General features: G+C 57.8%; 15 protein-coding genes. 8 read left to right on the top strand and 7 right to left on the bottom strand.

Annotation, left to right across the window (positions count from 1 at the left end):
- Positions 1–138: 138 nt before the first annotated feature.
- Positions 139–639, bottom strand: a complete 501-nt coding sequence (locus tag D4A39_RS06855) for a DUF2938 domain-containing protein (RefSeq protein ID WP_199699429.1) — start codon at positions 637–639, stop codon at positions 139–141.
- Positions 640–705: 66 nt separating this feature from the next.
- On the opposite strand from D4A39_RS06855, the gene D4A39_RS06850 reads away from it, so the two are divergent.
- Both D4A39_RS06850 and D4A39_RS18170 read left to right on the top strand, forming a co-directional pair.
- Positions 706–1122: a helix-turn-helix domain-containing protein gene (locus tag D4A39_RS06850; protein WP_022984878.1), complete on the top strand. Its 417-nt coding sequence runs from the start codon at positions 706–708 to the stop codon at positions 1120–1122.
- Between the two features lie 55 nt (positions 1123–1177).
- Positions 1178–1303, top strand: coding sequence for a hypothetical protein (locus tag D4A39_RS18170; RefSeq protein WP_022984877.1), 126 nt, complete (start codon positions 1178–1180; stop codon positions 1301–1303).
- Here D4A39_RS18170 and D4A39_RS06845 read toward each other — a convergent pair.
- The gene (locus D4A39_RS06845; protein WP_022984876.1) at positions 1300–1662 is read right to left on the bottom strand and encodes a DUF6164 family protein; all 363 of its coding nucleotides are present in this window, start codon (positions 1660–1662) and stop codon (positions 1300–1302) included. The two genes, D4A39_RS18170 and D4A39_RS06845, sit on opposite strands and share 4 nt — an antisense overlap.
- Before the next feature lie 220 nt (positions 1663–1882).
- Here D4A39_RS06845 and D4A39_RS06840 point away from each other — a divergent pair, with 220 nt between their 5' ends.
- Positions 1883–3031: a zinc-binding dehydrogenase gene (locus D4A39_RS06840; protein ID WP_119917743.1), complete on the top strand. Its 1149-nt coding sequence runs from the start codon at positions 1883–1885 to the stop codon at positions 3029–3031.
- A gap of 9 nt (positions 3032–3040) precedes the next feature.
- On the opposite strand, the gene D4A39_RS06835 is transcribed toward D4A39_RS06840, so the two are convergent.
- Positions 3041–4015, bottom strand: coding sequence for an SDR family NAD(P)-dependent oxidoreductase (locus tag D4A39_RS06835; protein WP_102792279.1), 975 nt, complete (start codon positions 4013–4015; stop codon positions 3041–3043).
- Positions 4016–4153: 138 nt separating this feature from the next.
- On the opposite strand from D4A39_RS06835, the gene D4A39_RS06830 reads away from it, so the two are divergent.
- From D4A39_RS06830 to D4A39_RS06815, 4 genes are all read left to right on the top strand, one after another.
- Positions 4154–4762, top strand: coding sequence for a TetR/AcrR family transcriptional regulator (locus D4A39_RS06830; protein WP_102792305.1), 609 nt, complete (start codon positions 4154–4156; stop codon positions 4760–4762).
- Positions 4763–4920: 158 nt separating this feature from the next.
- The gene (locus tag D4A39_RS06825; protein ID WP_147393890.1) at positions 4921–7164 is read left to right on the top strand and encodes a hypothetical protein; all 2244 of its coding nucleotides are present in this window, start codon (positions 4921–4923) and stop codon (positions 7162–7164) included.
- A gap of 104 nt (positions 7165–7268) precedes the next feature.
- A complete protein-coding gene (locus tag D4A39_RS06820; protein ID WP_022984871.1) occupies positions 7269–7919 on the top strand; it encodes a TetR/AcrR family transcriptional regulator in 651 nt (216 codons plus the stop codon).
- A gap of 535 nt (positions 7920–8454) precedes the next feature.
- The gene (locus tag D4A39_RS06815) at positions 8455–8709 is read left to right on the top strand and encodes a DUF1841 family protein (protein ID WP_022984870.1); all 255 of its coding nucleotides are present in this window, start codon (positions 8455–8457) and stop codon (positions 8707–8709) included.
- Between the two features lie 21 nt (positions 8710–8730).
- On the opposite strand, the gene D4A39_RS06810 is transcribed toward D4A39_RS06815, so the two are convergent.
- Positions 8731–9507, bottom strand: a complete 777-nt coding sequence (locus D4A39_RS06810) for an SDR family NAD(P)-dependent oxidoreductase (RefSeq protein WP_022984869.1) — start codon at positions 9505–9507, stop codon at positions 8731–8733.
- Positions 9508–9550: 43 nt separating this feature from the next.
- Entirely contained in the window at positions 9551–10387 is an 837-nt protein-coding gene (locus D4A39_RS06805) for a GIY-YIG nuclease family protein (protein ID WP_081703621.1), read from the bottom strand.
- Between the two features lie 51 nt (positions 10388–10438).
- Between D4A39_RS06805 and D4A39_RS06800 the strand changes: the two genes are divergently transcribed.
- Positions 10439–11404 (top strand): helix-turn-helix transcriptional regulator, encoded by a 966-nt coding sequence (locus D4A39_RS06800; protein ID WP_052017487.1) that lies wholly within the window; start codon positions 10439–10441, stop codon positions 11402–11404.
- Here D4A39_RS06800 and D4A39_RS06795 read toward each other — a convergent pair whose 3' ends face one another.
- Entirely contained in the window at positions 11405–12004 is a 600-nt protein-coding gene (locus tag D4A39_RS06795; protein WP_052017486.1) for a hypothetical protein, read from the bottom strand.
- A gap of 232 nt (positions 12005–12236) precedes the next feature.
- The gene (locus D4A39_RS06790) at positions 12237–13136 is read right to left on the bottom strand and encodes a metal-dependent hydrolase (RefSeq protein ID WP_022984865.1); all 900 of its coding nucleotides are present in this window, start codon (positions 13134–13136) and stop codon (positions 12237–12239) included.
- Positions 13137–13242 lie beyond the last annotated feature (106 nt).

Raw genomic sequence — 13242 nt, 5'->3', positions numbered from 1 at the left:
TATCAGCCTAGGTGGGTCGCGCCGGGGAGTCGACCGGTAATCTGTTAAGTCAGGTTAGCACCCGCAGGATGAGACGATAATTGTAATTTGTATCACTCTGGACGGATCTCTGAACGGGATGGTCAACGGCAGACCGGCTCAGTGGGTGAGAGCATGGGCGACCCAGCCACCCAGGTATAACCCTGCACCGAAGACAGTGTGGGTAAGCAGGCTTTGCAGGCGGGCGGCGCGGGGGTTGGGCGTGCGGCGTGCGGCGAGGCCGGCGCCCATGCCAGGCTGCATGAGCAGGAAGGGTGCAGCGACGGAAAGCAGACCAAACAACAGGGCGGGCCACAGGGTAGGGTGCGACAACCAGCCGGGGCCCGCCAGTAACAACAGGGCGCCGGCAAACCCCAGCCCCACCAGATAGTGGACGGCCCAGCCTGTGATGGCTTCATGGGGCATGGCGGTGGCCTGGGCAATCGCAGGGTGACGGAACTGACCGTTGCCCATATGCCGTACCCACCGGCCGACCAGGGCGTAATTGGGCGGTGCGACGCCAAGCAGCGGCTGGCGAAGCCAGCTCCAGGCATCCATTACCAGGGTGGCGCACAGGCCGACGATGGCAGTGTTGAGCAGAAAATCCAGCAAGTGGGTCATGGTGGCTCGTCCTCGGGTTGCGGTGGGTGTTAACGTACAACTTCAAGTCAGCTTGAGGTCAAGGGCATGGATATTTCCGAGGTGGTGCGCCAGTCCGGTGTGCCGGCATCGACCCTGCGTTACTACGAAGAAAAGGGCTTGATCGCATCGGTAGGGCGAAGCGGATTGAAACGGCTTTTTGCGCCACGGGTGGTGGATCAGCTGGCGCTGATTGCACTGGGGCGTGCGGCGGGGTTTTCGCTGGATGAGATTGGTGAGATGTTTGACGCTGACGGCGAGCCCACCATTGATCGACAGGCGCTTGCGGCCAAGGCCGATGAGCTGGAGCTGACCATCCGGCGTTTGTCTGCCATGCGGGATGGACTTCGACATGCGGCCAATTGCCCGGCGCCACGGCATCTGGAGTGCGACCGGTTTCGTCGTCTGATGACGGTGGCGTCTGCGCATGCCAAAACCGCTAAGGCGAAACGTGGGAAACCGTGAGCCCGTTATGTAGGCGGGTGATTACCGGTAACAAGACGAGTTACGGAGTGAGTGAATGGAAACCTTTGGCATTATCGGGATGGTGTTCGGTGTGCTGGGATTCGTGTTCGGGGTGAATGCCCTGGCGAAGGTCTCCCGGCTGGAAAAGCAGCTTCAACAACGCGGGGACGACAACGCCTAACCCAATGTCAGGAACGGCACCAAGGTCACCAGGATCAGCACACTGACGGCAATCACTACGCCCAGCACACGGACGGGGTGCTCGCGCAGTCGCTGGCCCAGCGTCGGCGCAGTGCCATTGCGTTGCGCCTCTTCGTAGCGCTGGCGTTCGCGCAGGGCGCGTTCCTGCTGATAGGTTTCCATCAATGCCTTGGCTCGCTGGCGCTCTTCGGGATCGGTGAGCCAGATACCCCCGGAGGAAATGCCCCACAGGCTGGGAGTGGTTTCATAGAACGCGATGCGATGCTCGTTGAGCAGGGCGCGCACTTCCTCGGCTTCGTCGTCCGGTACCTGTCGCAGGTTGAGTAGCAAGGTGGTCATGAAATCGCTCTGATTGGGGGGGCGTTAACCGGGCCTAGTGTAGCGAAGCGGGGCGGGCTGTGTCGCCCGGGGTGATGGGCGTTGCGGTTTGGCCTGTTGGGCACTTTCATGGTTACATCGATCAATGTCATGGTTGGGCCGATCGGTGACACGCCAGCAGGAATCCCCTGCGCCTCGCGCTGCCGCCCATTACCCACCACCAATCACTCAGGGGAAGCCAATGAAAGCCGTTGTTTGTCATCACGGTCAGTTGAATGTGCAGGAAGTGGCCGAGCCGGAGCCCGGCAAGGGGCAGATGCTGCTCAATGTGCTGCGCTGCGGTATTTGCGGGTCGGACCTGCATGCCCGTGATCACGCGGATGAACTGGCCGACGCCACCCAGCGGGTGGGTTATGACAAGATCATGCTCAGTCAGGACCAGGTGGTGCTGGGCCACGAATTTGTAGGGGAAATTGCCGACTACGGGCCGAAGACACACCGTCGCTGGAAGGCTGGCGAGCGGGTCGTTGCGATGCCGCTGATGCGTGCCGGTGGCGAGGCGCACCCTACCGGGTTGTCCACCTGTGCGCCGGGGGCCTATGCCGAACGGATGGTGGTGGAGCAGTCGCTGACTTTCCGCGTGCCCAACGGGATTTCCGATGACCATGCCGCCCTGACCGAGCCCATGGCCGTGTCGTTGCACGCAGTGAACCGCTCAGGTGTGGGCCGCCGCGATACCGCCATCGTGATCGGTTGCGGCCCCATTGGTCTGGGGGTGATTGCCATGCTCAAGGCCAAGGGGGTACGGCATATTGTGGCCAGCGATTATTCGCCGACCCGCCGTAAACTGGCCCGAGCCATGGGCGCCCATGTGGTGGTGGACCCCTCAGAGGGCAGCCCCTACGAAGGCTTGGCCAAACGTGGCTTTGTGGTCAATGCGCCGCAGCTGTTTGATATGGCCCTGGATGGCATGTCCATGTTGCGTCTGACGCCGTTCCCCTGGGAGCCGTTGTGGCGGGCAGTGGAGGTGGCGGGGGTGACAGAACCCAAACGGCCCGTGATTTTTGAATGTGTCGGGGTGCCCGGCGTGATCAACAGCATTATCGATGAAGCGCCGTTGCGTTCCTGTGTGGTGGTGGTCGGGGTCTGCATGAAGACCGACAACTTTGTGCCGGTGAATGCCATCAACAAGGAAATCGATCTGCGTTTCGTGCTCGGCTACATGCCGATCGAATTCCGCGATGCCTTGCACATGATTGCTGAGGGCAAGGTCAATGTGGAGCCGTTGATCACCGGCACGGTGGGGCTGTCCGGGGTGGATGACGCCTTTACGGCCCTGCGTGACCCGGAACAGCACGCCAAGATCCTGATTGACCCGCGCAAGGCGTGACGGACCCCGTCACGCCCGTTCCTGGTTTTTTCCTTCCGGCCCGTTGGCAGCCTTGCCTGCCCGGGCCTTGCTGGAGACATAGTTCTCCGGCGGTTCTTCATAGATGCTCTGGTAGCTTACGTTAACGATGGACTCGGAGGTTTTCGGCAGCAGGTAGTACATGGCTAGCGCGCCCTTGCCGAACACACCTAACTTGCGTTTGTTCTGGGTAACGATCACATCCAGCATCCATTTCACGGCCGTTTCCGGCGACATCACCGGCATGTATTGGTAGATCTTGGTTGGCGCAATCATGGGCGTGCGCACCAGCGGGTAGTTCAGTGAAGAAAACCGCACCCCGGTGTGGGCGAACTCGTTGGCGGCCACCCAGGTCCAGCCTTCCAGGGCCCACTTGGAACCCAGATAAGCAGAGAACCGGGCGGGGTTTGCCTGCACGCCGACAGTGGACACATTGATGATGTGGCCTTCGTTGCGAGCTTCCATGCCGGGCAACAGGTTCATGGCCATGCGGATTGACGCCAGGTAATTCAGTTGCAGTGTGCGTTCGTAATCGTGAAAGCGGTCGTAAGTGAATTTGATGGAGCGGCGGATGGAGCGTCCGGCGTTGTTGATGAGGATGTCCACGCGGCCGTGATCCTGCTGTGCCTGCTCGCAAATTCGGTCGCATTCTTCCAGATTGGTGAGGTCGGCAGGGTACACCCCGGCCTTGCCGCCACTGGCCTGGATACGCTCGGCAATGACATTCAACTTGTCCCGGTTCCGGGCCACCAGCAACACCGTGGCGCCTGCCTCGGCCAGTTTTTCGGCGACCCCTTCACCAATGCCGGAGCTGGCGCCGGTCAACATGACGACTTTGCCACTCACCCGTCTGCGTAGAGCGGTGCCGGGCTGAATCACGCTGCGGGTATTCCAGGACCAGTGGTCCCGCAAGCGCGAAAAATAGGGGCGGATGGTCGGGAGTCGGAACTTCAATTCGCTGGACATGATCGGGGTGCTCTGGCTTGTCGTTGCAGATAGGCTTACATCTTAACCTGAGCATATACTCGGAAAAACTCGGGTTTTCGCTGCAGCAAGAACGGGGGAAGAATGGCCGCTGATCATCGTCAACATACTGTTTTTAAAATGAAAAAAGAGCCCCGCCAGGCACGGTCGCGAGCCTCGGTAGAGGCCATGCTGCAAGCCTGTGCTCGGATTCTGGAGCGCCGTGGGTACGCGGGGTTAAGTACCAATGCGGTGGCAGAGGTGGCCGGGGTGAGCATCGGTTCGGTGTATGAGTACTTTCCTGGCAAGGAAGCCATTGTGGCGCGGCTGGCAGAATCGTTGCTGGCGGAAACCACCGACTTGTTGCAAGGCCGTTTGGCCATGACCGACCAGCGCAGCGAGTTGAACGTGGCCATGCGCCATTTTCTTGGTGCACTGCATGCGCTGATGCACCAGCATCGCAGACTGCTGCGGGTATTGGTGTTTCAGGTGCCGTACCTGCATCAATTGCCCGCCACTCGCAAGCTGCAGCAGGAACTGCAAACCGTATTGCAGGAGGGGTTAAAGCGAACCCACGAGCAGTATCGGGTTTCCGTGTCGCCCACCACTCTGTATTTGATGTCCACATCGGCAGCGGGAACCCTGATGCACATGGTGCTGATGGCGCCGCCGTCTATGGGGGCCGAGCCAGTACTTGATGCTTTGTCGCAAAGGTTGACGCAGTGGTTGGTCTCGATGCCGGCAAGCTGAGGTCGACATTCCCGTGTATTGCCAAGGGGGGGTTACAGATAGAAACGAAAATTAACCCAAGTGAGTTGACCCATATGGGTTAATGGAAATATGTTGCTGCCTGAGATGTCCCGCGGCGGCTGCCGGGGACGCAAAGAACAACAACTCAGGAAACGCGCATGGCAATGATCAAACGACGGGTATTGGCTGTGGGGCTGGTGGCTTGCGCCTCACTAACCGGTTGCGGAGGATCAGACTCCTCGGGTGAAGCTACAAGCTTAGCTCAGTCTGATCAGGTACAAAGCGAGGGTTCCGCAGCTGTTCCTTCGGTTCCAGTTCCGTTGACGGGGTTTTGTGCGGAAATGATGATGGACTTTTCCCCGTCACCGTCTGTTGTCGTCACTGAGACCCCGGGTGCACTGAAGCATCTGGTGAAACAGCAGACGAGCACCCCCTTGTCGCTTTTCAGCCAGGTCAATCTGGCTTCACGCTCCCCCGCGATACAGGCAAGCGAAGTGATTCCGCGTGGGCAGGGATTTGGCACGATTCACGGGAATGTGATCAATAATGATCAGGTGGACCTGATTATTCCGGGGAATCTGGAGCTTCAATGGACGGTAGAAAGCCAGCTCTATCAGCCCGAGGGAGTCACATCGGGTGATCAGGGATACTACGGCACCCATGTGTTCCCCGTAGGCGGCACGGACATTGATTTTTCCATGATTGCGCTGGACAAGGTATCAGGAGCGCGCCGTTGGGTCGTGAGGCCTGGCCAGATTGGTCAGGGTGGCACGCCAATGGTGCTCAATGACATGCAAAACGCAGGTAAGGTGATTTACTCCGGAGGGCTGCGCGGGGTGTTTGCCGTTACTGAAAAGGGTGAGGTGCGTTGGTGCACCAACACCGGGTTTGGCATTGATACACCAGCAACCTCGGACTTTGATACACATATCAAGAAACGGCTATGGGGGATCAACTATCACCAGCCAACCGATAGCGTGATCGCTGTATACGGTGATGGTACGGTCCTGGCTTTCGCTCGCGAGACTGGAGAATTACGCGCGCAATACCGTGTCGAGGGGGATCCCTCTGTTGATAACACGGGGCTTAATCTACCTGAACCGATCCTTGAGGGTGCAGAGAAGGCCATCCGGAAACAGTTTGTTCCGGAAGGCGCGAACTTGCCGGAAGATGCCCGCATCTTTGACACAATTATCGCGGTGGCGCTTGGCGGCGACATGGTGGTTAGCAACTACTATGCGACCGACCCGGATTCTGATCGTATCTGGGTTGCGGCTACTTTGCCGGACGCAGCGGATGGTATTGAAGACGGGGTCGCACGTTTTGGTGCTTTGCACGCACTGACCCTTACTCGTGAGGGCGATCAATTCAGTTTTGAAACAGAGTGTGCTGTCCCGTTTGAGGGAGGGTCGGCTTCGACTCCCGCTGTGCTGCCCGGAGGGGACCGCATTTACACTTCTGACAAAGACGGCAATGCACTGGCATTTGATCAGCGATGTGAGTTGGTGTGGTCAGTCAATGTGGGCGATCAGATTCTGGGTTCGCTGGCTGTTTCGCCATACGACAACTACGTTTATGCGTCTACGGGATCCGGGGTATTCCAGATAGTTGATCATGGCAACAGTGCTGAGTTGGGCTGGTCAGCCAATCTGGATGGTGTTTTCTACGGGGGCGCGGCACTGCTGCCCGTCGCGCAACTGGTTAGCTCCGCTCTTGCGGAAGCCGGATTGTCGGTTCCCGTTCAGCTTCAGGCATCGAATATTGAGATTTCCACTGTTGCTGAAAATGCATTGGTGTTGATTGCCGGGTTGGGTTTTCAAATGGACCCGCAGCGCAGTGAAGTCTTTGCGCCTTTGGTTATGTCAGTGACCATGATCGACCGCATGACCGGGGAGGTAATTAATTCCACCCCGGCACGAGAAGAATCCATTGCTGTTATCGGTATTGATAACGATGGCAGCGTCGTGATTGGTAACTCGCCACTGCGTCGTGGTGCAGTGGTTGGAGTAACAGAAATTCTTGGAAACGGCCTTCTTGGCGAGGCGCTGGCAGATCTGCTGCCCCCTTTGACTGGAGGTGTCACCAAGTATGCTCCGTCATCGCGTTTCGATCTCGCAGCCCGTGATGCGGTGTGCTACGCGGTCCGGAAAGTGCTGGCATGGGAGGTTGGCCGTGACAGCGCTGGATACACATGGCTCGACTCTCCTGAGGCATCGTCTTATCAAGCACTGACCGGGCAGGCGGTGGAGATGTTAGGTCTTGCCAGGGCAGTAGGTGAAATCAGCAGCGACACTTATGCGGGGGTCAGTTATTTAATCAGTGATGCACGAGAGTCGGCGTTAACAGGGGATTTTCGTGCTGCCCACTCAGTTTTAAGAGAGGCGTGTCAACAGCTTGACTGATTCTGGATTCTTTTTGCCCTGCGTAAGCAGGGCTTTTTTTGCCTGTGAGTGCATGGTTGCCTGATCTATACTGACCGGGTGTTTGCAGTCTGGCTGAATCAATAATGAAGCGTTCCTCCCAGGAGAGACCGGGTGATGAAGTAGCAACCCGTCTGGTAAAAACTGCCATCGCGTTGTTTGGTGAAAAAGGGACCAGTGTGTCCCTGAGAGAAGTTCAGCGAAAAGCTGGCGTGCTCAATGAGGCGGCGATTCGCTATTATTTTGGCAAGCGGGAGGCGTTTGTTGAGGCATGTATAGAAGATGTCGCTGCCCGGTTTTTGGTTGTCACTGAGCAGCAATGGCAAACCTTTTCCGAGAAACAGTCCCGCCGAGCCGTGACGGTGCGGGATGTGTCCATGGTATTGGTGAAATCCCTTTACCTGTTCTTGCTGCAGGATCGCGCCAGTGTCTGGTTTATGGCCCGGATGATTCGCGAGGAGGGCGACTTTGGGCAAGATCTTCTGATCCGTTACTTCGGCGAGTTTATCTGGCGATTGGAAGCGGAAATTCGAGAAGTGGTTCCGGATAAGCCCAGGAAACTGGTTCGAATGCACTTGTTTCTTGCCATTAATAGCTCTCTTAACGGCATGGTCGATCAAGGGTTGCTTTGGCGCTTGCCTGATCTGGATGGCAATGAGGGCGGTTTCAGGTTGGACTTCGATGAATTCGCCAAGGGATTTATTGCATACGTTTCTGCAGGGATAGAAGCCAAGTAAGGGCTAATAAGAGTGATTCGGTCTTGATGCGCAGAAAAATGATAACTTTCCCGAAATTCATATAAAACGATTCTGGAGGCCGGTGGAACAGGCCGGTAGTGTGGCGGTGTTCAGGTTCAGGGAGGCAGACTCCGGGGGGAAGGTGCCTCCCTGCCTGGGCAGCTTCTGTGTCTTTCCTGTCTTGTTTCCTCACAGCCTCGTCCCCAAATAGCAATACACTACGCTGCACTGTTCAGGTGCTGCGGTTGTTGCTGTCGAGGTTGGCGATGACGAATACGTTGTTAATCAAACCTGCGGCCACGCGCCTGCAATTCTCTTCGAACCGCGGCGGGGCTCGTCACCGGGTCCGGTATGTGGAAAGTTCGGCGCCGCCGCCGGGACAATGTGGACTGTGTGTCGGGTCGCTTGCAGATCAGCCGGGCCGGCCAGGTGTGTCGTTCCGTGGGGTACGATTTTGTGGTCCGCTCATGGTGGGTAGTTTTTTGCCTTTGCCGGGCCTAACGGTGAAGCGCGTGCGCGATGAACGGGAGTGAGTATGAAAGAGCTGGAACAGGCCGAGGACGATTTCGCCCACAAGGCACTGGTGGAGGCGATTGAAAATCAGATTGCAGAGGGGCACCCCCGTGAGGCGGGCCTGGTGATGATGGCGTTGACCTCCAAAGGGATGGACCACGAGGAGGCACTAACGGCCATGGCTGATGTGCTGGCATCACATATCGCCCGGAGTGATGAAACTGGCACCGGCTTTGACGTGAATGCCTACGCCGCGGATTTGCTTGCCTTGTCGTAGTCCGAAAACCCGGCTTGTTGGCTACCAGGGAATATCGCTGCCGTCCCAGGCGACGAAACGGCCATGATCGTTTTCTCCTGCACCATCGATGATGGCAGCGAGTTGGTGTGCTGATCGTTCGGCCGAGAACAGCTTTCCTTCGGGGACATTGCGTTGATAGGGCTGCGACAGAGGAGTGTCGGTGGTGCCGGGATGCAGTGCCAGCACGGTCAGATTTGGCAGTCGGCGCCGGGTCTCGATTGCCAGGGTACGTAACAGCTGATTCTGTGCGGCCTTACTGGCGCGGTAGCTGTACCAGCCGCCAAGATGGTTATCCTGAATGCTCCCGACCCTGGCCGAGAGACTGGCAAACACGGTGCGTCGCTTGCTGTCGAGCAAGGGGAGCAGGGTGCGCGCCAGCAGAATGGGACCAAAGGCGTTGACCGCGAAACTGCGTTGCAGTGCCTTGAGCGAAATATCTTCCAGCCTTTTTTCCGGGGTCAACGACTGCGCTGGATCATGGAGCATACCCGCGCACTGGATGATGTGATCAGGAATCTGATTGTTGGTTCGCAAGCAGGTTGCCAGATCCTCAAGCTGTTGTTCGTCGGTGATATCCGCATCATGAATGTGCAGGACAGGCCCACCTGTGAGATGTTCGGACTGAAGTTGCAATAGCACCTGACAATGGCTGGCACGACGCGCCACAGCGATCACCGGACTGCCCTGTGACAGCCAATACCTCACAAGAGCAAGGCCGATGCCAGAGCTTGCTCCGGTAATCAGTCGGCTGATGGGGGAAGGCGTAATGGCAGACATTCCGACAGTATGCGGCTGGCGCGACAATGCCCCGTGAAGGGGGTCAGGACATCACGAAGTGCTCGATACCGCGGTTGAGAAACTGTACCAGCATGCGATAACTGTCCAGGTCAAAACAGGGAGAATAGGGCAGGCTCAGGTCGTTGGGAGAAGGGGGCTGCTGCAGGGTGGTGAGATGGCACCACTGACGAATCAGATGATAGTCCTCTGCGTCGTCACTGCGCTCGCGGATCACCAGTGTGCCACGGTAAGGCCAGGCTTGAATCTGGTGGGCCAGCAAGGTGCCCAGCAGGCGCTGGTTATGCTGGTCCGCGGTTTCCTCGCCACAGCACGCGCCACGACAACGGCCCAATTGCCACGAAAAACACGCGCCCTGATGCCGCTCCAGGCCACAGATGGCAGGGCATAACTGGGCATCCTTCACCCATTTTTCCAATGCCTGATGTGCCTGGCGGGGGCTGCGATACAAACCAAAGCAGTCCTGTTGCCATAAGGGGTTGTTATCGGCGGGGCGAAACAGGCCGGGTACCAGAAACCCGTTTGGTGCGGGGTTCAGAACCCAGGTGTGCAATTGCCGGTAGCGTCGTTGGCGCCGATTGAAGATAGGCTGACGCTCCTTGATTTCACGGTTTTCCAGTAACAGGGCGCCCAGTTCGCCTGCGGTTACGGTGAAGTCCACCTGGTCTGTGAGGCCACACATTCTTCTGGCTCGCGGGCTGGGGTTGCTGGCCTGAAAGTGACTCCGCACCCGTTGACGAATATTGATACTCTTGCCGACGTAGAGAAGCTCGCCCTGGTTACCGAAAAACCGGTATACCCCCGGGGAGTCCGGTAGGTCCGTGAATGCTGGGAGAGAGTGCGGAGCGTGGCTGTCATGCATGACATCATTATGAAAAGTACTGGTTGAGGAAAGGGTGAAGGGGTGGCGCGGATGAATGCTCGGCAAGAGGAATGCTCTGGGGTTCTGGATCGGGGAGAGCCTGAGGATCTACTGAGCATGCGTGATGGCGAGCGATTCGCGATTCCCGGAGTGCGGGGCCGCATGGAAAAGCTGGCATTCGGCACTGGCCTGTTTCTGCATCTTGCTGAGCTGGAGGTTGAGCAGGACGCGTTTTTTGCGGTGGAAAACTATATGGCGCCGGGCTGGATCGGGGGCAGCTGGAATATTCTTGGCGAGTTGCAGGTGCAGCCCCCGGGAATGGCCCCGTTATCGTGCGGCGAATCGGATGCCTTGATCATGCGGGTGGATACCACCGGGACGCGGTATCTGTTACCCGCAGGGCAGTTGATTCGTCACATTGGTGTGACGTGCACGCTGGAGTCGTTGCATCAGCGTTTCAATGGAAACCTGCCGGCGGCGTTGGCGCCGTTTGTGCGCAATGATGACGACGTGGTGGATATGCGCGTCACAGAAGTGACCCCGCGAATGCGGAGCGTGGGGGCGGCCATGTTTGCCCGGCAATTGCACGGGGCGGGCCGTCGCTTCCAGTTGGAAGGGCTGGCGATCCTCTTCCTTTACGAGATTATCGACAGTTTTTGTGAGGGACTGGATGATGACAGCGAGGACTTGCCGGATTGGGAGCAGGTAGCGCTGGAGCGCATCATGGTGCGCATCCAGCAGGATCCGGGAGCCCCTTTGGTTGCCCGTCAATTGGCTGACGAAATGGGCATGGCGGAAACGCGATTGAATAGTCTTTTCAAGGCACGCACTGGCAAACGCTGTGCGGAGTTTATTCGTGCCGAGAGGATGGCTTTGGCGAGACGCTTGATCGAAGAAGGGGAGCTTGCCCTGAAACAGGTCGCGCTGCGGGCGGGCTTCAACCACGTCAGTAATTTCTCCCGAGCCTACAAGAGCTGGTATGGCGAAAATCCCGGGCGTGCGCAACGCCGGAGCTAGTTACTCCCCGAACTCTGAAAGTGCCACGCCCACCGTCACGGCGCCGATGGCGTTGCCGGCATCATTGCTGATGGTATAGCTGACCTGGATTTGCCATACCCCGGTTGAGTCATCATGCCGCACAGGGCTGGCGTAATAAGCTCCCGGGCCGGCCAGAAAGGTTTTCACCCACTTGGGCTCGTCCCCCTGCCACAGGTCTGTGGTGATGGCGCTCTGCCCGGCGTTGAGCCCTTGGTTATCCATCACGATGATTTCGGTGATCACTCCTTTCTCTCGAAGGTGCAAGGTACGCAGGAAATCGGAGAGGGGGGTTTCCATCATCAGGGTTATCAAGTCGGCGTTGGATTTGCCGTATTGTGCCCGCCATCGTTCGTCTAATGCCTGTATCTCGGCAGGGTCGAGTTGATGATTGAGGCGATTCTGTTCTTCCACCGCTGCAATCACGGTGGGGGCGGCGGCAATTTCCTTCGCTTTGGCCAGGCCGAAACGAAGGCTGTCCGGCCATGCATCCTGTGCCAGGCAGGCGCTTGCCAGCAGGAGCAGTATGAGGGTAGCCGTGGCTTGAAATCGCGTGATCACATGCCGGTGTTCGGTTGTCACTTTCCTGTACCTGTGTGCCTGGAGATGTGGGGCAGGTGATTATACCCCGGTGCCGGTTTCGGTTATTACAACATGGTCAGGGTCGGGGAAGTCTGTGCAGATTTGTTAACGTCAGGCGGATAGTGGCGTTATCGGGACGAGCCGTGATGGTGGCGGTGATGCGCGGATGTTGCTCTCTGATCTGTCGCCGGCGGCCCTGGAATAGGCCGCCGGTCGTCAGGGTGTCGCTGACTCAGGCCCAGTCACCCAGCCATTTCTTCTTGGCTTTTTCTACCAGGTCTCTGGCGTCGTGGTCCCAAGGGTGGAAGTTGGGGCTGTAGAATTTGAAGTAAGACGGTAGCAACTTCCTGAATACGCCAGGCTTGCCCCACATATAGTTCAGGGTGCTGGTCCATGCCTTCACATTGGTCAGTTGCCCTTCTTCGCGCATCAGCTGGGTCAGATGCATGGTGGTAAAGAACGGAAAGAGAACACTCACCAGCATCATTTCCGTGACCCGGGTGAATTCGCTGCCGCCGATGGCTTTGTAGACATCGAACGCTACCGCCTTGTGTTCGGATTCTTCCACTGCATGCCAGGCCCATACCGGTGCCATGCGCGGGTCCATTTCCTCCAGGGCGTCGTACTTGAGCAGGAACTCTTCGGCCATCAGGGCGGTGAAGTGTTCCACTGCGACGGTGTGGGCCAGCTGGCGTTCCGGGCTCAGTTTTTTGCGCATCAGGTTCATGAAATCGAGAATTTCCTTCTCTAACCGAGCCAGATTCACGCCCTTGTCCTGGAGGAAACCGTTCAGCATTTCATGCTCGCGGGAGTGGTGAGCTTCCTGGCCGATGAAACCCTTGATGGCTTTTTTCAGTTCCGGGTCGGTGATCTCTTTTTCGAAGTAACGCACGGAATCGATAAAGAACCGCTCGCCCGGCGGAAAACCGGCAGACATGGCGGCCAGCAGCAGGGTTTTAACCGGGTTGTTGTCCCACCAGTAGCGGGGCATGTCATCGCTGTTGCTGAACTCAAATTCCGGGCGACGCACCTGCGGGATCATGCCCTTGGGTGTCTTGCTGGCCACGGCACGGATAGCCCCGGCGATCCCCTTGCGTTTGCGGTTCGGTCCAATGGGAACAATGGCATTCATGGCTGTGCTCCTTTCTGCCCGTCAGGGCGTTTTGTCTCAATATGGCCTCTACGGTACTGGTTCCGCCGGGGGCAGCGTGAGATTCTGCATGGACATAATAATTATC

It is taken from the genome of Alcanivorax profundi (assembly GCF_003597125.1).
GTDB classification, from domain to species: domain Bacteria; phylum Pseudomonadota; class Gammaproteobacteria; order Pseudomonadales; family Alcanivoracaceae; genus Alcanivorax; species Alcanivorax profundi.
Note: the sequence above shows the minus strand (reverse complement) of the source record. Positions and strands in the feature narration are given on the sequence as shown.